This is a genomic window from Marinomonas pontica (genome assembly GCF_036322735.1).
GTDB classification, from domain to species: domain Bacteria; phylum Pseudomonadota; class Gammaproteobacteria; order Pseudomonadales; family Marinomonadaceae; genus Marinomonas; species Marinomonas pontica.
Genome location: NZ_AP027271.1, coordinates 530,945 through 549,709, shown reverse-complemented (window position 1 = coordinate 549,709; position 18,765 = coordinate 530,945). Strand labels below are relative to the sequence as shown.

19 protein-coding genes and 1 other RNA gene are annotated in these 18,765 nt (G+C 43.7%); 8 read left to right on the top strand and 12 right to left on the bottom strand.

What is annotated here, in order from left to right:
• Window positions 1–87: 87 nt before the first annotated feature.
• From AABA11_RS02565 to AABA11_RS02555, 3 genes are all read right to left on the bottom strand, one after another.
• Window positions 88–1,461, bottom strand: coding sequence for a glyceraldehyde-3-phosphate dehydrogenase (locus AABA11_RS02565; protein WP_265728659.1), 1,374 nt, complete (start codon window positions 1,459–1,461; stop codon window positions 88–90).
• A 262-nt stretch (window positions 1,462–1,723) separates the two neighbouring features.
• Window positions 1,724–2,053: a DUF3392 domain-containing protein gene (locus AABA11_RS02560; protein WP_338265088.1), complete on the bottom strand. Its 330-nt coding sequence runs from the start codon at window positions 2,051–2,053 to the stop codon at window positions 1,724–1,726.
• Between the two features lie 33 nt (window positions 2,054–2,086).
• The gene (locus AABA11_RS02555; RefSeq protein WP_265728657.1) at window positions 2,087–2,644 is read right to left on the bottom strand and encodes a uridine kinase; all 558 of its coding nucleotides are present in this window, start codon (window positions 2,642–2,644) and stop codon (window positions 2,087–2,089) included.
• Between the two features lie 128 nt (window positions 2,645–2,772).
• Here AABA11_RS02555 and AABA11_RS02550 point away from each other — a divergent pair, with 128 nt between their 5' ends.
• Window positions 2,773–3,384 carry a uridine kinase family protein gene (locus tag AABA11_RS02550; RefSeq protein ID WP_265728656.1) on the top strand — a complete coding sequence of 204 codons (612 nt, stop codon included), beginning with the start codon at window positions 2,773–2,775 and terminating at the stop codon, window positions 3,382–3,384.
• Window positions 3,385–3,423: 39 nt separating this feature from the next.
• Here the strand turns inward: AABA11_RS02550 and dnaJ are convergent, their stop codons facing one another.
• The 3 genes from dnaJ to grpE all read right to left on the bottom strand — a co-directional run bounded on the left by dnaJ (window position 3,424) and on the right by grpE (window position 7,345).
• On the bottom strand, window positions 3,424–4,554 hold the full coding sequence (dnaJ, locus tag AABA11_RS02545) for a molecular chaperone DnaJ (RefSeq protein WP_265728655.1): 1,131 nt from the start codon (window positions 4,552–4,554) through the stop codon (window positions 3,424–3,426).
• Window positions 4,555–4,750: 196 nt separating this feature from the next.
• Window positions 4,751–6,664: a molecular chaperone DnaK gene (gene dnaK / locus AABA11_RS02540; protein WP_265728654.1), complete on the bottom strand. Its 1,914-nt coding sequence runs from the start codon at window positions 6,662–6,664 to the stop codon at window positions 4,751–4,753.
• Between the two features lie 102 nt (window positions 6,665–6,766).
• Entirely contained in the window at window positions 6,767–7,345 is a 579-nt protein-coding gene (grpE, locus tag AABA11_RS02535) for a nucleotide exchange factor GrpE (RefSeq protein ID WP_265728653.1), read from the bottom strand.
• Between the two features lie 185 nt (window positions 7,346–7,530).
• Between grpE and recN the strand changes: the two genes are divergently transcribed.
• Window positions 7,531–9,201: a DNA repair protein RecN gene (recN, locus tag AABA11_RS02530; protein ID WP_265728652.1), complete on the top strand. Its 1,671-nt coding sequence runs from the start codon at window positions 7,531–7,533 to the stop codon at window positions 9,199–9,201.
• Between the two features lie 76 nt (window positions 9,202–9,277).
• On the opposite strand, the gene fur is transcribed toward recN, so the two are convergent.
• The gene (fur, locus tag AABA11_RS02525; RefSeq protein WP_265728651.1) at window positions 9,278–9,688 is read right to left on the bottom strand and encodes a ferric iron uptake transcriptional regulator; all 411 of its coding nucleotides are present in this window, start codon (window positions 9,686–9,688) and stop codon (window positions 9,278–9,280) included.
• A gap of 69 nt (window positions 9,689–9,757) precedes the next feature.
• On the opposite strand from fur, the gene AABA11_RS02520 reads away from it, so the two are divergent.
• Window positions 9,758–10,075 carry an outer membrane protein assembly factor BamE gene (locus tag AABA11_RS02520; protein ID WP_265728650.1) on the top strand — a complete coding sequence of 106 codons (318 nt, stop codon included), beginning with the start codon at window positions 9,758–9,760 and terminating at the stop codon, window positions 10,073–10,075.
• Here the strand turns inward: AABA11_RS02520 and AABA11_RS02515 are convergent.
• From AABA11_RS02515 to AABA11_RS02505, 3 genes are read right to left on the bottom strand one after another with little or no spacing between them, the layout of a single operon-like run.
• The gene (locus AABA11_RS02515) at window positions 10,072–10,350 is read right to left on the bottom strand and encodes an RnfH family protein (RefSeq protein WP_265728679.1); all 279 of its coding nucleotides are present in this window, start codon (window positions 10,348–10,350) and stop codon (window positions 10,072–10,074) included. The genes AABA11_RS02520 and AABA11_RS02515 overlap by 4 nt on opposite strands.
• Window position 10,351: 1 nt before the next feature.
• Entirely contained in the window at window positions 10,352–10,783 is a 432-nt protein-coding gene (locus tag AABA11_RS02510; RefSeq protein WP_265728649.1) for a type II toxin-antitoxin system RatA family toxin, read from the bottom strand.
• A 1-nt stretch (window position 10,784) separates the two neighbouring features.
• Complete coding sequence (locus AABA11_RS02505) at window positions 10,785–12,143, bottom strand: sodium-dependent transporter (protein ID WP_338265082.1); 1,359 nt, start codon at window positions 12,141–12,143, stop codon at window positions 10,785–10,787.
• A gap of 181 nt (window positions 12,144–12,324) precedes the next feature.
• Between AABA11_RS02505 and smpB the strand changes: the two genes are divergently transcribed.
• From smpB to AABA11_RS02490, 3 genes are all read left to right on the top strand, one after another.
• A complete protein-coding gene (gene smpB, locus AABA11_RS02500) occupies window positions 12,325–12,804 on the top strand; it encodes an SsrA-binding protein SmpB (RefSeq protein WP_265728647.1) in 480 nt (159 codons plus the stop codon).
• A gap of 111 nt (window positions 12,805–12,915) precedes the next feature.
• Window positions 12,916–13,277, top strand: a transfer-messenger RNA (tmRNA) gene (gene ssrA / locus AABA11_RS02495).
• A 121-nt stretch (window positions 13,278–13,398) separates the two neighbouring features.
• Window positions 13,399–15,531, top strand: a complete 2,133-nt coding sequence (locus AABA11_RS02490; RefSeq protein ID WP_338265079.1) for a tyrosine-type recombinase/integrase — start codon at window positions 13,399–13,401, stop codon at window positions 15,529–15,531.
• Between the two features lie 47 nt (window positions 15,532–15,578).
• Here AABA11_RS02490 and AABA11_RS02485 read toward each other — a convergent pair whose 3' ends face one another.
• Window positions 15,579–15,977 carry a hypothetical protein gene (locus tag AABA11_RS02485; RefSeq protein WP_338265077.1) on the bottom strand — a complete coding sequence of 133 codons (399 nt, stop codon included), beginning with the start codon at window positions 15,975–15,977 and terminating at the stop codon, window positions 15,579–15,581.
• A 321-nt stretch (window positions 15,978–16,298) separates the two neighbouring features.
• Here AABA11_RS02485 and mobC point away from each other — a divergent pair, with 321 nt between their 5' ends.
• Complete coding sequence (gene mobC, locus AABA11_RS16680) at window positions 16,299–16,649, top strand: plasmid mobilization relaxosome protein MobC (RefSeq protein ID WP_420915688.1); 351 nt, start codon at window positions 16,299–16,301, stop codon at window positions 16,647–16,649.
• Window positions 16,649–17,566, top strand: coding sequence for a relaxase/mobilization nuclease domain-containing protein (locus AABA11_RS02480; protein ID WP_338265075.1), 918 nt, complete (start codon window positions 16,649–16,651; stop codon window positions 17,564–17,566). Before mobC ends, AABA11_RS02480 begins: the two co-directional genes overlap by 1 nt.
• A 7-nt stretch (window positions 17,567–17,573) precedes the next feature.
• Here AABA11_RS02480 and AABA11_RS02475 read toward each other — a convergent pair.
• Window positions 17,574–18,730 (bottom strand): IS3 family transposase gene (locus AABA11_RS02475; RefSeq protein ID WP_374058263.1). Its coding sequence is split into 2 segments (ribosomal slippage): window positions 17,574–18,482 and window positions 18,485–18,730, totalling 1,155 coding nucleotides; the frame shifts between segments, so codons are not numbered across the junction.
• Window positions 18,731–18,765: the final 35 nt, after the last annotated feature.

Genomic DNA, 18,765 nt, shown 5'->3' with positions numbered 1-18,765 from the left:
ACCAATGATGGTGACAAAAAATGGCCAAAAAAAACGGCGACCTAAAGGCCGCCGTTGAATAACACATTAAATGTGTCCGGTCATTTCTTAAGCTGCTTCGTTCTCAAGCAACTCAACATTCGTAAAATTTGCTTGGGCTAGCTTCTCCATCAAGCGCACAACCTGACAGCTGTAACCGTATTCGTTATCGTACCAAACGTACAAAGTCGCTTGATTACCACGAACCTTGGTGGACAAGGAATCCAAAATGCCCGCTTGCTGAGAGCCAATAAAGTCAGAACTTACTGCGTCCGCTTCTTCACTGAAACCAATTTGTCCCGTCAATTCAACGCTGTTAGACGCCGCTTTCAACAATTCATTGATGGCTTCAACCGATGTTGCCGACTTCAAATTCAGACTCAATACAGCGATCGATACGTTAATCACAGGTACACGAATCGCACTGCCGCTCAACTTGCCTTCTAATGAAGGAATCGCTTTAGAAACCGCTTTCGCTGCGCCTGTTTCTGTCATAACCATGTTCATGCCAGCAGCACGACCACGGCGGTCACCTTTATGGATGTTATCGATTAAGTTCTGGTCATTGGTGTAAGCATGAACAGTCTCAACATGACCCGACTCAATGCCATACTGCTTTTCCAGTACAGACAAGATAGGAGTAATGGCATTGGTAGTACATGACGCAGCAGAAACAATGCGATCGGCATCAGTTACGTCACCATCGTTAACGCCAAACACGATGTTTTTCATTTCTTTGCCAGGAGCCGTCAGAACAACACGCTCGATACCAGGACGGTTCAAATGAACACTCAAACCATCGTGATCGCGCCAGCGGCCTGTGTTATCAACCAACAATGCGTTATTGATACCGTATGCTTGATAATCAACCTCAGCAGGGTCTGAGGCGTAAATCACTTTGACAGTCAAACCGTTAATGATAAGAGACTGATTTTTTTCGTCGACTTTTACCAAGCCTTCGTAAGTGCCATGAACAGAGTCGTATTTCAATAAGCTAGCGCGCTTAGCAAGATCGTTGTCGCATGCTTTACGCACAACAATCGCTGCCAATGCCATACCTGGAGTCGTGTGCCCAAGAGTACACATACGACGAGCCAATAGTCGCCCGATACGCCCAAAGCCATACAGCACAACAGGTGTTTCAGAACCATCGCTCGATTGGTTTGCCAATACAGACGCCACATCGGCTTCAGCGATCAATTCTTCTAACTCAACAACGGTATGAGACACGCCGCTTGCTAATACTTGCTCCAACACTTGATAGACTTGAACAAGATCTAATTCAGGATGCTGGTCAAACGCAGCCATCAGACCAGTAACAGAATCCGCCATTAAGGTGTTGCCTGCTAACTGAACTTTTACCGCTTTTTCACGACCAAGTTTACCCAAAAGAGGAATCATAGATTCTGCTTGTGAAAGTGCCTGTAACCAAGTGCTTGTCATTTTCTGCCCCCGAAAAAAGACTTTGTAATATCAATATGGGCGCAGTCTAACGGCAGAATAAGGCAAAAACAAATTGTAAGAAGACTACAAAAAACCTTTAAAAACGGGACTTTAGGGTGTTTTTTTATAGAAATAACGAAATAACGCGGAAGGTCTAGAAACTTTACTACATAATGCGCCGTTTTCGCCAAGCATTGCCACTTACGACACCATTATGTTGTAATTTCGCAACAGAAACTGACAGGAAATTTCATGAATTATTTTACAAATGCCGCTTTCTTTCAGCCAAAACACCTAAAATACAAAAACAAGAAAGGATAAAAGCAGGCCGATAGATCAGATCTATATGAGTAATTCCCCAGTACACCAAAGGCTGACTCCACAAAGTTAAGAGACCATACCCGAAAGTACACATCAAAATGAACGCCACCACTCGGGCAATAAACACCCAAGAAGACACTAAATTTTTCAAAAAGCCATTCACCTTATCGCCATACACAACCAAACAAGTGGCAACCAACGCTAAGGAAATGTCTTGTAAGTGCGGCTGAATAAAATACGCCAAACGCAAATTAAGGTCTAAAATAATCATATACAACTAACTACATAAAAAACGAGACAAACACTACTTCTGACGAGACAAGGCTTCCACATCAATTTGCCCAGAACGCGTTGCCACTTTAGGCTGTTCATCCACATACAAGATAGAAACATCGTACGTCGTATTACGAAAATCAATGGAGGTGCCATCACTAAAGTGCCACTTTGAACGCCCAAGGCCATTGTTTAAAAAACCTTCCGTTGGAGCGCCGTATTTTTTCCCCAACAACGTCCCCAAATTCTTACGCTTTTCGTTACTTTCAACGACACCAGACAATAAGACTTGGCGAACATAACCAGAACGATTCGAATAAATGGTAGCATTCGTCACACCCAAAATTCCTTCAGGCCCCAAACTGTAAGTCATCACACCTTGTTTGTAAGACGGATAACTACTCAGCCCCATTGTATTTAGCCGGCTTTCTAATTGAGACAGACTCAAATCATTCAACGGCAAACCAAACAACTCAGCCACCGTCGAAAATGTCGAACTTTCCTTATTGTCCGCTGTTGCAGCCATCGCCTCACCGTAGGATAAAGCAAGTGCGAAGACAATCAACATTGAGGCCACTTTACTGAGCATTTAATCTTCCCTATTACTGTCTCTCGATTCAGTTTGGCGAGCAAAAAACACCAAACCTGATGTATAATACAACACCATAAGCCCCTTCAATTCAAGGCGCTCCAACACTTTATTTACTGAGGTAACCCATGGCACTTGTAATCGGCATTACAGGCGTTTCTGGCAGCGGAAAAAGCCGTCTGTGTTCTCTTTTAGCAGAAGACCAAGGCGACAAGATTACCGTTCTGTGTCAAGACAGCTTCTATAATGGATGCGGCAGCATAGACCCAGACGTTTATAATTTTGACGATCTAAGCTCGCTTGACCTAGAAAGCATCACGCTTGCGATCCATAACTGCAAAAACCGCCAGCAGCCAAATGAAATCCCCGTTTACGATCACTCTCAACATAAGCGTGTTGGTTATCGTAATCTAGAGCCCACTCATGTGGTTCTGGTTGAAGGGCACATGATGTTCCAAGACCCAGGCATTCGCGACGCTGTGGACTACCTACTGTATGTTGATACCGACATGGACATCGCTATCGTAAGACGCTTGAAGCGAGACATTGCAGAGCGCGGACGCGATGTGAATGAAGTGACCAGCCGCTACATGCGCCATGTCCGTCAAGCATCGCTGAAGACCATCGACATTCGCAGCAAATCGGATTTCATTATTCCAAACAACAAAAGTTTTACCAATGCCGCTAACTTACTACGCAGCTACATTGACTACTTATTAAAAGAAAAAGGCGCTAAATAAGCGCCTTTTTTACTTGAAGCAGCTATCGCTCAAACACGTTTATTTCTTAATATCATCGAAAAAACGTTTCACACCATCAAACCAACTTTTTTGCTTAGGAGAGTGATCGGTTCCTTCTCCCATGCTTTCTGCCAGTTCCGTGAATAACTCTTTTTGACGTGACGTTAAGTTCACCGGCGTTTCTACCACAACCTTACAAATCAAGTCACCAACTGGACCTCCGCGCACAGGTTTTACCCCTTTATTGCGCAAACGGAACAACTTACCAGACTGACATTCAGCCGTGACTTTTAGACGCACACGCCCGTCCAATGTCGGCACATCGATTTCCCCGCCCAATGCGGCGGTAGTGAAACTGATGGGCACTTCACAATACAAGTTAGCGCCATCGCGCTCGAAGATATTGTGAGGCTTAACAGAAACCTGAACAAACAGATCACCCGCTGGACCGCCATGTGTTCCCGCTTCGCCCTCACCTGACAAACGAATACGGTCGCCCGTATCGACACCAGCTGGGATCTTAACGTTAAGCGTTTTATATTCTTGAATACGACCTTGGCCATGACAGTCGTTACAAGGGTCGCTGATCACCTGACCGGCACCGTGACACTCTGGACACGCCTGCTGCACAGAAAAGAAACCTTGTGACATGCGAACTTGACCAGCACCACCACAGGTGCCACAAGTTTTCGGCGTCGATCCTTTTTTCGCACCAGAACCGTCACACGTTTTACAACCAACGAGTGTCGGAATGCGAATTTTTTCTTCACAACCCCAAACCGCTTGCTCAAGATCCAGCTCTAACGTGTATCGTAAATCCGAACCACGACGAGTACGGCTCTGTCCGCCGCCACCTCCGCCGCCAAAAATATCACCGAACACATCGCCGAAAATATCGCTAAAGCCACCTGCTCCCGCGCCGCCACCAAAGCCGCCCGCTTGACCATTAACGCCTTCATGACCAAAGCGATCATAAGCAGAACGTTTTTCGTCAGAAGACAAAACTTCATACGCCTCGGCAAGTTCTTTGAACTTATCCAGCGCTTCTGGGTTGTCTGGGTTTTTATCGGGATGGTACTTATTCGCTAAAGAACGATAAGCTTTTTTAATGTCTTTCTTATCCGCGCCTTTGGCCACCCCAAGAACGTCGTAATAGTCTCTTTTGCTCATCGCAGGCATTCCTGAATTGAAAAGTCTGAATTTAAAAATATTCTGTATCTAAGATAGTCTGAGCGGAAAAGCGTCAAGGGAAAGATATGCCACTGCGTGCTCATCAATCATAGATAGTGTAAACAGCAAAGCACGGTTCAAAACCGTGCTTGCCATAAACGACCCTGTTAATCAGGGCAAAATAAGGGGTTAACGCTTATTTTTTGTCGTCTTTTACTTCTTCGAATTCTGCGTCAACCGCATCATCCTGAGATTTAGCTTGCTCACCTTCAGCAGGTTGAGCACCGGCTTCAGCTTCTGCGTACATCTTCTGAGCCAAAGAACCAGACGCTTGAGTCAACGCATTGGTTTTCTCTTCGATCTTCTCTTTGTCGTTAGACGTTAATGCTTCTTCAAGCTCAGTAATCGCTGTTTCAATCGCTTCTTTTTCTTCCGCTGTTGCTTTGTCACCAGCGTCAGTCAATGTTTTGCGTGTTGCGTGGATCATGCCGTCAGCTGTGTTGCGAGCTTGAACAAGCTCTTCAAACTTACGGTCTTCTTCCGCATTCGCTTCTGCGTCTTGAACCATTTTTTCAACTTCTTCATCGCTTAGACCAGAAGAAGATTTAATCACGATAGACTGCTCTTTACCGGTTGCTTTGTCTTTCGCAGAAATGCTCAAGATACCGTTGGCATCGATGTCAAAACTTACTTCGATTTGAGGCACACCACGTGGAGCAGGTGGAATGTCAGCCAAGTCAAAACGACCTAGAGATTTGTTTTGAGACGCTTGCTTACGCTCACCTTGCAATGCGTGGATAGTTACCGCATTTTGATTGTCTTCCGCTGTAGAGAATGTCTGAGATTTCTTAGTCGGAATCGTCGTGTTTTTCTCGATCAACGCCGTCATCACACCCCCCATTGTCTCGATACCTAGAGACAGAGGTGTAACGTCAAGAAGAAGAACGTCTTTCACATCACCAGACAATACCGCACCTTGGATAGACGCACCGATGGCAACCGCTTCGTCAGGGTTCACGTCTTTACGTGGCTCTTTACCGAAGAATTCTGTTACTTTCGCTTGCACCAATGGCATACGAGTCTGACCACCAACCAAGATAACTTCGTCGATATCAGAAGCAGAAAGATCCGCATCTTTCAGAGCTTGACGGCAAGGCTCAAGAGACTTCAACACGAGCTCTTCAACCAAAGACTCCAACTTAGAACGTGTCAATTTTACGTTCAAGTGTTTAGGGCCAGTCGCATCAGCCGTGATGTAAGGCAAGTTAACTTCTGTTTGAGAAGAAGAAGACAACTCAACTTTCGCTTTTTCACCCGCTTCTTTCAAACGCTGTAGCGCAAGAGGATCGTTGTGCAGATCGATACCAGATGTTTTCTTAAACTCTGCCGCTAGGTATTCGATAACGCGCATGTCGAAATCTTCACCACCTAGGAAAGTATCACCGTTTGTAGACAATACTTCGAATTGCTTCTCGCCATCTACGTCAGCGATTTCGATGATAGAAATATCGAATGTACCACCACCAAGGTCATAAACCGCGATAGTAGAGTCGCCAGAGCTCTTGTCTAGGCCGTAAGCCAAAGCCGCCGCTGTTGGCTCGTTGATGATACGTTTCACTTCTAGGCCAGCGATTTTACCCGCATCTTTTGTTGCTTGACGCTGAGAGTCATTGAAGTAAGCAGGCACGGTGATAACCGCTTCAGTGACTTTCTCACCTAGGTAGTCTTCTGCTGTTTTCTTCATTTTCTTAAGAACTTCAGCTGAAATTTGTGGTGGCGCTTTCTTGTCGCCTTTCACTTCTACCCACGCATCGCCATTGTCTGCAGAGATGATTTTGTAAGGCACCATAGAGATGTCTTTTTGAACCACGTCGTCTTTGAACTTACGACCGATCAAACGCTTAACAGCGAACAAAGTGTTTGTTGGGTTAGTAACCGCCTGACGCTTAGCAGACTGACCAACCAATACTTCGCCGTCTTCAGAGAAGGCAACGATAGAAGGCGTCGTGCGATCGCCCTCTGCGTTTTCAATAACGCGCGCTTTCTCGCCATCTAGAACAGCAACACAAGAGTTCGTTGTACCTAAGTCAATACCAATGATTCTACCCATGGTTTGTATCTCCAATAAATTCGTTTGTTACAATGATAATTCTGTATTTGGGTACGCTTAAAAGTATTTCAAGCGTCCAGTGTCAAAAAAATGACAGTATTTTTAAGCGGCGCTTGAAACCACGACCATTGCTGGGCGCAAAAGGCGGCCGTTAATGGTGTAACCCTTCTGCACAACATCCATAACAGTGTTGGCTTCTAGCTCTGGGTTCGGCACCATAGTGATCGCTTGGTGTAATTCTGGGTTGAATGGTTCGCCATGTGGATCAACCACTTTAACCTCAAAACGCGCCAGTGTTTCTAGCAAATCTTTCAGCGTCAATTCGACACCTTCACGCACAGGATCAGATTCACCTGTGTCTGGCGCAGAGGCCAAGGCACGTTCAAGATTGTCTGCAACGTTCACAATGGATTTAGCAAACTTTTCTAAACCAAACTTGTGCGCTTTTTCAACATCTTGTTCAGCACGACGACGAACATTTTGTGCGTCAGCATGTGCACGAAGCGCCGCTTCTTTATACTGAGCGACTTCTTCCAGCGCTTTTGCAAGCTCTTCGTTTTCAGTAACTTCTTCCAAAACCTCTACTTCAGGTTCTAAAAGTTCTTCTACTGTTTCGTTCTGCGTCTCGCTGTTCAAAACTTGCTCCGCCTCTAGATTAGGATTTTTTTGCTGCTCACTCATTCTTCAACTCCAAATAACAGAAACAATTCTTTGTCTGTGCTGCTTATATGGGGACAGCTTTTGACCTTTCAACACTATGGCCGCATAAATTTTATGGGAATTAAATTTATGCCTGCTACTTGTCAAAAAACAACCAAGTACTGTATAAATAACCATATAAATCTATTCTCTAATTGGAGCACTCTATGCTGACAAGCATCGCTATTTCCAACTTCGCCATTGTTGAATCCCTAGAGCTGGAGTTCAAACAAGGCATGACTGTGATCTCTGGTGAAACAGGGGCGGGCAAATCCATTATGGTGGACGCCTTATCGCTTTGTTTAGGGGATAGAACTGACGCCGCCGTTGTTCGACACGGCGAGAAAAAAGCCGACATCAGCGCCAGTTTCGACATACAGCACTACCCGCATGTTTATAAGTGGCTTGAAGAACGCGATCTAGAACAAGATCAACACTGCATTTTACGCCGCGTTATCAGCAAAGAGGGTCGCTCCAAAGCCTACATCAATGGCCGTCCATGCACACTTAGCGACTTAAAAGAGGCCGGCAGTCAACTGGTCGACATTCACGGCCAACACGAACACCAATCGCTACTCAAGAAGAACGCACAACGCCAGCAGCTTGACGAATACGGCCAATTGACCGAGTTGAGCAAAAAAGTCAGCCAGCAATACACCACATGGCGACAGCTCAAAGAAGAGTTGTCCGCGATGCAAAACCGCTCATCTGAACAAGACGCCAAAGTTCAACTGCTGTCTTACCAAGCACAAGAACTTCAACAATTGGATCTAAAAGAAGGCGAAATCGAAGAACTAGAAAACGAGCAAGCCTTTTTGTCCAACATTGCCGACTCACAATTCAAAGCCTATCAAGCCAGTGGCATTTTGATCGACAGCGACGAAGGCAATGTATGCTCTTTATTGCATCAAGCCATTAACAGCGCCAGCCAGATTCGTCCGGCCACCAAAGAACTGGAAAACGCATTAGAAATGATGAATGTCGCATTAATCCAAGCCCAAGAAGCCGCGGACAGCCTGCACCATTATCAAGACACATTAGAGCAAAATCCTGAACGCCTTGGCGACATAGAGATGCGTTTATCTGACATTTACGATACCGCTCGCAAACACAGAACCCTGCCCGAAGGATTATTAGCGTTGCGAGAAAGCGTAGAAGCAGAGCTAAACAGCCTGCAAGGCAGCGAAGAAAGCCTAGAGTCATTAAAGGAAAAAGAAGAGCTGGCTTATGAAAAACTCACCGCACTAGCCACCACGCTGACAGAAAAGCGCATTGTCGCCAAAGACGACCTTGCCCAAAAAGTTGAAGAGCAAATACATGGTCTGGGCATGCCACATGCTCGCTTTTATATTCAATGCCAACCACTCAATCAAGTCACAGCCAATGGCTTTGAGGACATTGAATACATGATCGCGTCCAACCCAGGCCAGCCAGCGCAACCACTGCGCAAAGTGGCTTCTGGCGGTGAATTGTCTCGTATTAGTTTAGGCATTCAGGTCGTTACCGCACACACGTCGATTATTCCGACACTGGTGTTTGACGAAGTAGACGTAGGCATCAGCGGTGGTATCGCGGAAGTCGTTGGCCGTATGCTGCGCTCCGTTGGCAAACGCGGCCAAGTATTTTGCGTAACTCACTTGGCGCAAGTCGCCGCGCAAGGCAACCAGCATTTACGAGTCAGTAAACTGGTCGAGAACCAAGCCACGTCCTCCAAAGTCGAACAACTCAAGGATCAAGACCGCGCCCAAGAAATCGCACGACTACTTGGTGGCTTAGAGCTCACCGAACAAACGCTAGCCCATGCCAGAGAAATGTTGGGCAACGTGCAACTTCAATAACCCCCACAAAAAAGGTCTAAATGACAACATTTAGACCTTTCTGTTTAACACTTACACTACTTTACGACCCTAAGGTTTATTTTTTCTTAGGGCGCACGTAAATAATCAAACTGTGATCTTCAATTTCAAAACCATGCTCTTCGGCAATTTCATGCTGACGCTTCTCGATAATCGGATCGACAAACTCAATCACCTTACCCGTGTCTAAGCAGATCATGTGATCATGGTGATCACCTTTCGCCAACTCAAACACCGCCGTGCCTGCTTCAAAATGGTGACGCTGAACAAGATCGGCGCTTTCAAATTGCGTCAACACGCGATACACCGTCGCCAAGCCAACATCTTCCCCTTGATCCAACAAGGTGCGATACACATCATCCGCACTCATGTGACGGTCGCCCGCACTTTCAAGAATTTGTAAAATTTTCACGCGTGGTAGGGTAACTTTCAGTCCCGCTTTCTTTAGCTCTTGATTTTCGCTAGTCATGAGTCATTCTCTATTCGATCTTGTTGATAATTACTTTATCATTAGCATATCAGACTAAGGATAATACAAATGAAAAAAACAGTTTTAATACTATGCGCAGCACTGTCATTGGGTGCTTGCAGTTTATTTCCGCCTCCTTATAAGGTTCCGGTCTCACAAGGAAACCAAATAACGAAGGATCAGCTTTCACAGTTACAAATTGGCATGTCCGAGTCTCAGGTTACGTATCTATTGGGAAACCCCATGTTAAGAGACACCTTCAAGCCAAATGAATGGCACTACTTGTACACATCTCTGTATACGGCACCAGACGCCAAAAAAAGCGATGTCGACGATCTAGTACTCATTTTTAACAACGGCGTTTTAACCGAAATCAAAAACAATTAACCATTCTTTGCTGCACGGTTGGCTCTAGCCTGTTTAGGGTCAACCTTCAGCTCGCGATACAGCTCTACTCGCTCGCCTTCTTTTAATGCCTGCTCTTCGGCATTTCGTACCGCTTTACCAAAAATGCCAACTTTTACCGTTTCTACATCTACGTCCGGAAAAAAAGCATTGATATTAGAACGTCTTACCGCGTCTCGAACGCTACAACCTTCTTCCACCTCTAAAGCAATAATTTTTTGCTTTTCAGGTAAAGCATACGCCACTTCCACTCTCATACTACTCACCGTATACCACTTTCGCACGTTTGCTAAAAGAATCCACCATGGTATTTGCAATTTGGCTAAAGACACCACCAAAAGCAAACTTCAACATGCCACTCAGCTCAAACTGAATACTCAACATAATTTTACAACTTGTTGGCGACAACTCTGTGAATGTCCAAACACCATGCAAACTTTTAAATGGCCCTTTTACCAAGGTCATCTCAATTTTATTGCACGCCTGTAAATAATTTTTGGTGGTAAAAGACTGTCGAACAGGCCCTTTACCAACCTCCAAAGACGCCACGATCTCCGTAGGCGTTTTTGAAATTAATGTAGAACTCATACAACCGGGTAAAAACTCAGGGTAACCATCTATGTCGTTAACCAAAGCAAACATCTGTTCACAACTGTAATTCACATGTGCGAACCGCTCTATATGACTCAAACTACGCTCCTATCCAACCCGCAAAAGTAATCACAATCATTGCGGGAATACTGATGTATTTCAACGTCTTATACCACCACTGAAAATGAGTAACCTGCTTTGTAATCATCTCATTCTGCAACATAGAATGAGGAATAAACCACGCCACCAAAATAGACAAAGAAATTGCGCCAACTGGCAGTAAAATCAAAGACGTAAATTCATCCAACAATTCAAAAAAGTTTAGCCCAAACAAAAGCTTGCTGTCCCAATGGTTAAACGACAACAATACCGCAATCCCCACAAACCAAACTGCGATCCCCATCAATAGCGCAGCTTTCAAGCGGGCGATATAAAATTTTTCATGCAGCCAAGCAACAAACAGCTCCAACATAGAAATCGCCGACGTTAACGCCGCCACCACAAGCAACAAGAAGAACACGCCGGCAAAAAATTGACCGCCGGGTAAGCCGCCAAAGATAATGGGTAAGGACACAAACGTCAGGCTTGGCCCCGCTTCGACATCAATCTGGAACGAAAATGCCAATGGAAAAATCACCAACCCAGCAAGAATCGCCACCAACAAATCCACGCCTACGACAATACTGCAAGCACGGGCGATGGACATTCGCTTACTCATGTACGCACCGTAAGCAAACATGGCGCCCATGCCAACGCTCAAGCTAAACAACGCCAATCCAACTGCCGACAGCACCACATCAAACGTGATGTCTTTCCAAGACCAGCGGAACATAAAATCCAACGCCTGATTCATGTCACCAATCATCATGGAATAACAAGCCAGCAACAACAAAGTCACAACCAGAACCGGCAGAAGAATACGCACCACAGCAGACAAACCACGGGTCACCGACTGCCCCACCGTCAACACCACCAAAGCCATAAACACCGAATGCCACAATAACATCTCTGTCGGGGTCGCCAACAAAGTATCAAACATATTCGAAGCACCAGCTTGCGTGATACCTGCAAAATCGCCAGAAACAGCCCGATCTAAATACCCCAAAGACCAACCCGCAATAACACTGTAAAAAGTCAGAATTAAAAAGCCCGTCACACCCGCTAACCAAGGCACAAACACCCACGCCGAATGCACTATCCGACGTTCGCTTAAATCGTTCACCGTATCAATAGGGTTTGAACGCACCGTACGACCTAAAGCCACTTCGGCCATCAACACAGGTAATCCAACCAACAACAAGCACAAGCAATACACCAACAAAAAGGCACCGCCGCCATTTTGGCCAAGCACATAAGGGAACTTCCAAATATTCCCTAATCCGACCGCCGATCCGCTAGCTGCAAAAATAAATATCCACGGACTGGACCAGATACCTTGTAAACATCGACTTTCCGGCATAAATTTAGGCTCTAAATACACAACAAGTGTTTAAGGATAGGAATAAAACGCACACGTGGCCAACACATCCGCGATACCTAACCAGACAAATTAATCAACAAGTACGAATTTTCTAACATTCAGGCGCATACCTCAAGAAAAGCATAGGTTTTTGCCTCTATCGACCGTATAATTTCTAACTATGAGTAAAGCAAAGAAAAAATCCAGCAGCACGGGCACAATCGCGCTTAATAAACGTGCAAAATACGACTACTTTGTCGACCAGAAGTTCGAAGCCGGTTTGGTTTTATCTGGTTGGGAAGTAAAAAGTCTGCGTGAAGGCAAAGCCCAACTAGTCGACTCCTTCGTGATTATCCACCAAAACGAAGCGTGGCTTGTTGGCGCGCGTATCACACCATTACTAAGTGCCTCAACGCACGTAGTATGTGAACCGCTACGCCAGCGTAAACTCTTACTTAACCGCAAAGAACTTGATCGCATCATCCAAGTTACCGAGCAAAAAGGCAAAACCTGTGCGGCCATGGCTTTGTACTGGAAAGGCAACAAAATCAAATGCGAAGTGGCCTTAGTAACCGGTAAAAAAGAACACGACAAACGGGATACCGAACGTGATCGCGACTGGTCAAGAGACAAAGAACGATTAATGAAACACAGTGCTTAGCATGCGACCCATAGACTATGCTGAATAGTGTATGAATATGAACAGATTAAGCATTTCAGCGTTATCTCTAGCGTAAGCACATTGTTTGCGATAGACTAGCGCTACCTTTTTGGGGGCGACATGGTTTCGACGTCGGTTACAAACCCAAAGGTGCATGTCGAGAGTGATGCGTGATCTCGTAAATCCCCCGCATCAATTTAATAGTCGCAAACGACGAAAACTACGCTTTAGCAGCCTAAACCGCTGCTAGTGTGCTGCCCTCAGGTTGCTTGTAGCCAGAGACTCTGCAGTATCATAAATTACGAGATGCTAACTGATGCCCCGCCTAGGGATAAGGTTATAAGATTAAGTAGGCTCGCCATTAACACCCTGTCCTTCGGGCGGTTCGTGGTCAAATAATAGAAGTGACTATGCATGTAGAGCCGATGGCAGCGGACTGACGGACGGGGGTTCGACCCCCCCCGCCTCCACCAATTAGAAATAAAAAAGACTTATAAATCAATGGTTTATAGGTCTTTTTTTTGCCCGTTTCAAAGCAAATCTTATCAAATAACGGTTATAAGCAAGTGAGCCACATAGGTGAGCCACACTATTATGATCAGCAAACAATTCATTTACGCCAATCGATTTAATACTTTTTACTTTCGCCAACGCACCCCTTTCGATATTCTTAATGCCATACCTTGTGCCAAAAAAGAAATTAAAATAAGCCTTCAGACCAAATGTCGAACCAAAGCCATCGAAGCCGCACGACATCACAAGGTAATGTTTGACTTATTATTTGGCGAAATAAGAGAAAGTATGAAGAAGCGAGAATGGATGACCACCCTTTTTTCAGAACTGGATGAAGGGCAACAACGCGAATTAATGTTGCAACAACGAGCAGTTGAGGCAATTAACGACCAGCAGTTTACCCAACAATTGTTCTTTTTACTGGAGCGCAAAGATCGCATCAAAAAAGCGTTTGATAATATTGATGCCCTTCGACCTTATTCATTGTCAGATATTGATTTAGGTAGTGTAGATAAAATTAATCGGTTTATTGCCATTATTGACCTACTTTCATCACCCACATTATCTGATCCAGAGCCGTATATTTCACAAATCCAATTTAAGCAAAAGAAAGGTTTAGTAAATTACGACACCTCTTCAAACTTGAAGTCTGTCAACATCGGTCGTATGGTCGTAAAACGCCATAAACCTACCCCACCTCCATCGACACCATCCCAGCTCACTCGATACGCAAAAGCCAGCCGTAATAATGCAGGTAGCGTGGTCGTTGATCTGATAAAAGGGGAAATGCAAGATGGCACCACTCCAGCCGTGCGAACGAATACGAACAACCAATATGAAGATATTATTTTAGAGAATATTTCATTAGATAATGAAGAAGATACGCATAACTTTGTGAAGCTGCTCTCACTGTTAGAAAAAGGTGAAAGTGTTCAAACCAAAGACTTTGAAGCATTTTCAAAGCCTGTTATCGTCCCGAAATCTATGTTAAAAATATCTGAGTTATTCAACAAATTTTATGACGAACAAAGTGCGGAATGGCGCGATCAAAAAACCCATTCAACCAACCTATCTTTTTACAAAACGTTTATTGATATCGTAGGCGACCTATTTGTTGATGAGTTAGATTATGACGTAGCAAATACCTACATCAACACGCTTAGAAAACTCCCCGCAAATCGCAACAAACTTTCAGCTTTTCGTGATAAATCCATTGAGGATTTACTGGCGATGGAAGGGACTTTTGAGCCTATGAAAACGACTAATGCCAACAAAAACATCGAAAAAGTAAAAAGTGTTTTCATCTGGGCCGTCCAGCGTAAATATATGCCAGTCAATATTCTTGATAAGATGCGGATTAAGGATAAAGCTCAGAAGGTTCAGGCTAAAGACCAAAGAGAACGCTTTAACGCTGATGATTTAGATCAGATGTTTGGCTCTGATAAATACGTCAAAAGCACACACATCAGAACCTACGAATACTGGTTACCGCTGCTTGGTTTGTATACTGGTGCTCGATTGGGTGAATTATCTCAATTACGTTTGGATGACATTTATAAAGAGGACAATGTTTGGCTTATAGATATCAATGATCAAGAAGATAAAGCGGTCAAAACGGTAAACAGTATTCGAAAAGTGCCTATTCACAAAACCCTTGTTAAGCTCGGCTTTGTAAAATATGTTCAGCACCTTCAAGAATGCTACAAAGCCAAAACAACTAACAGCAAATTGCTTTTCCCTGACTTGGTCAAAGGACGTGATGGATATGGTCACAACAGCAGTAAGTCTTTTGACCGATACATTGGTTCTCTCAATATAAAAGCGCCCGGCAAGTCGTTTCACAGCTTTCGCCATACATTCGCAGATGAACGTAAACAGAATGATGAAAACCCGACGATGACGGCAGAGTTATTGGGGCACGAAATAGTCGGTGAAACACTTGGGCGTTATGCTAAAGGCTATAAAATAACGCTTAAAAAATCCACTCTAGATAACTATGAGCCTTTGACTGAATTACAGATCCAAAGAATAAAACCCTTTAGACTTTGGAAAGAGTTTAAGCCAAAAAGCAGTTTACGAAAATACACTCTTGTGGACGACAGAAAGAGCATTCATTCGAATAAATTTGTTCATAAGGCATTAGCCAAGGTGCTGAACATAGCACCGCCTATTGAAGTTCCCAGAAAGCCTCGTAAAGATACAGCCACAGATTAACTAACGTTGATAAAGAGTAGTAGGTCTTTTACAACGATTTATTACTCTCATCGTTTATTTTTAATAGAACGCTTTTTTCCTTCGATTTTCAATGAAAGGCTGTTTTCTAACTCGTTCGCTTTGTTCGGGTTCACTTTTCTCAATTCAGCTATCGCACTTTTAGCTATATCTAAATTACCGTGCAGCTCAGTCACTCTAGAACTAATCTCTGCCTGTAAATCTGCCAACGCTTCTTCTCTACCCGTAATTCTGTCTGTCAATTTTTGAGAAGGCTCGAGGCCTGCGGCCTGAAGGTCATTTAATAAAATAACATCCTCACCAAGCTTTTTATCAATTTTTTCAAATAACCTATCTTTTGCACCACCTGAAAAAATGGATTGATTAGTTTTCTGCAGCTCTGCTCTGGCCCTTACCAGCAATGTGTTTTCTATTTCTTTTTTCTTCATTTTTTTCTCCTATTCAATTTAATTTATTTATCACAAAAAAACCGAATAGCAAGGGGTTAGCCAGAAAATAGAAGAAAGATCACAAAGGTCCCCATTTGACAAAGTGTCAAAATATGCTCTTTTGAAGATAAGAGATTAAGACAGAAACGGTAGCGGCAAGTTGAGCCTTGGGTTCCCCAAAGCACTTGTTTGAAAAGACAATGTTTGACATTTTAAATACTAAAAAGTGAAAAAACGCAAATAAGCCAAGCCATACTTTTTAGAGAAACAAACTTTCAAAAGACGTCTAAATTTCCGCATTTCATTTGGAGGATTGATTACATGAGGAATAACACAAAAGTCATAATACGCTGCACTGACGCAGAGAAAGCGACACTTATACAAGCTAAAACACAATTGAACGCACGAACGTGGTTAGAATTGTTAGAGAAGCTTCTACATCGAAAAAAAATCGAAGCACCTAAAGTCATACTTCAAGACAGCAAATATTTGCTCGAGATTTTGACGGAACTGAGGCGTTGCGGCAATAACCTCAATCAAATAACGAAAGTGGCTAATAGCAGCAAAACAATAACTGTATCGGACACAGTGAAGCTCAAAAAGCTAGCGATACAAATATCCTCTATCAAAAGCAAGGTTTTAAGGACGTTTGTAATTGAAGGTAGTAAGTAATGGCAATCGCAAAGCTACTTCACGAAGGAGAGACGATTAGGCAATTAAAAAGCGTTATAAAATACAACACTGTAGCCAAAGAACACCTTAACTCAGCTGATAACCCTCGCTTACTTCAACCTTTTTCGAACTTAGGGGTTATTGATATAGCTAATGCTGAGAATTACCAAGACTTTATGAACTGTTTTATCGACGAAATAGCACTCAACCAATCACTATCAAAAAATAAACGCCAAACAAAGCTCTATGCTCACGAAGTGATTAGTTTTGATGATAAGGACAACATTCGCCTTGGTGAAGCCAAACTGGCTAAAATCAGCATAGAGCTACTATCTACTTTATATGATATGCAAAACACTCCTTATCTTGTCTGGCCGCAGAAAGACAGCGGGCGTTTACACTTCCATATTGTAAGATCAATGTATAACTCAAGCGGAATATACCAGAGAGTTAAAAACTCTAAGCGAAGAATGCGCCAATCGTGTGAAGACATAGAGCGAAAATACAACCTTACACACACTGGTAATAATGTTTCTAACGAGATACGCCCAGCCAATGACCCAATGGCTAAAGTAATGAAAAACGGTCAATTGGAAGCTGAATACAGACACAAGAAAAACCTCAGCAAAATCAAGCATCAAGATGCTCTACTAACCACGCTAAAACGTAAATCTTATGACTTAGTGATGGAAAATAATTATCAAAGTAAAGAGGAGATAGTAGAACATATTGCGTATGAGCAATTTCAGCAGAAGATGGCGGAAAAGAAACAAGTGAACCAAAGGCTTGAAGCGACTAAGCAGACAATTCTAAATCTCTACAAATCAGCAGCCGATGAAGCAGACTTTATTGAGCAGTTAGCACAGCAGGAAATAACGGTAGAGATACTGAAATACACTAAATCAAGTAAGAATTGAATCGCCACTAGTTCAGTAGACACTTCTCAATCATCTTTTCGAACAGTTTTTCATACTCAACAGGTGACAGCATATCATTGGCACTGTGGCGTCTTACAGGGTTATAAAACATTTCGATATAATTAAAAATGTCTTGTTTTGCTTCGCTCCTTGTCGAGTAAATCTTCCGCTTCACTCGTTCTCTCTTTAAAAGCTGGAAAAAGCTTTCAGCAACAGCATTGTCATGGCAGTTCCCTCGTCGACTCATACTGGCTTGTAAGTTGTGATCGTCCAAAAAACTGTGCCAATCATAGCTTGTGAACTGACTGCCTTGGTCTGAGTGAATCGTCACCCTATGCTTTGGCTTTCTTCTCCATACCGCCATTATCAGTGAATCAAGAACAAGTTCTTTCACCATTCTCGGGCCCATACTCCAGCCTATTATTCGACGCGAATAGAGATCGAGTACGACGGATAAATACAGCCAGCCTTCATGAGTTCGGATATACGTAATATCAGTAACCCACGCTGTATTCGGGCTTTCTGGATTAAACTGCCTTTCAAGCACATTGCTAGCTATCGTATGTGTTTCTCCTGTACGAGCCCTAGGCTTGCGGTAACCCACTTGAGCCTTGAGTCCTGCTCTTCGCATCAGATAATGCACTCGATTAATACCACAAGATTCATTCAAGGATCTCAGGTCGTGATAGATCTTTCGATAACCGTAGACACAACCCGACTCCAGCCACAGTTGTTTAACAAGACCTGTTAGCCTCTCATTTTCCTTAGCCAGCTTTGATTTTGGCTCTTTCAGCCAAACATAATAGCCACTAGGGTGAACATCGAAGAGATTGCATAGTCGTCTTACTGAAAAATCGACACTGTGATCCCTGATAAAGGCGTATCTTAGTCTGGGTGGCTTGCGAAGTACGCCGCGGCTTTTTTTAACAGGTCGCGCTCTTCCGTTACTCGTTTGAGTTCTTTTCGAAGACGAAGAATCTCGCTCGACTCAGCAGAGGCCTCTGCAAACGATTCTGCCTCTGGGCCATATCGTTTAATCCAAGCGTATAAACTGTGGGTGGTGGTGCCTAAGCGATTAGCGACTTCAGCAACACTAAAGCCTGCTTCTGTCACTTGCTTAACCGCTTCAATTTTGAATTGTTCTGGGTAACGTACTTTGCTCATAAATACCTCTCACTTAGATCATTTTATCTAACTAA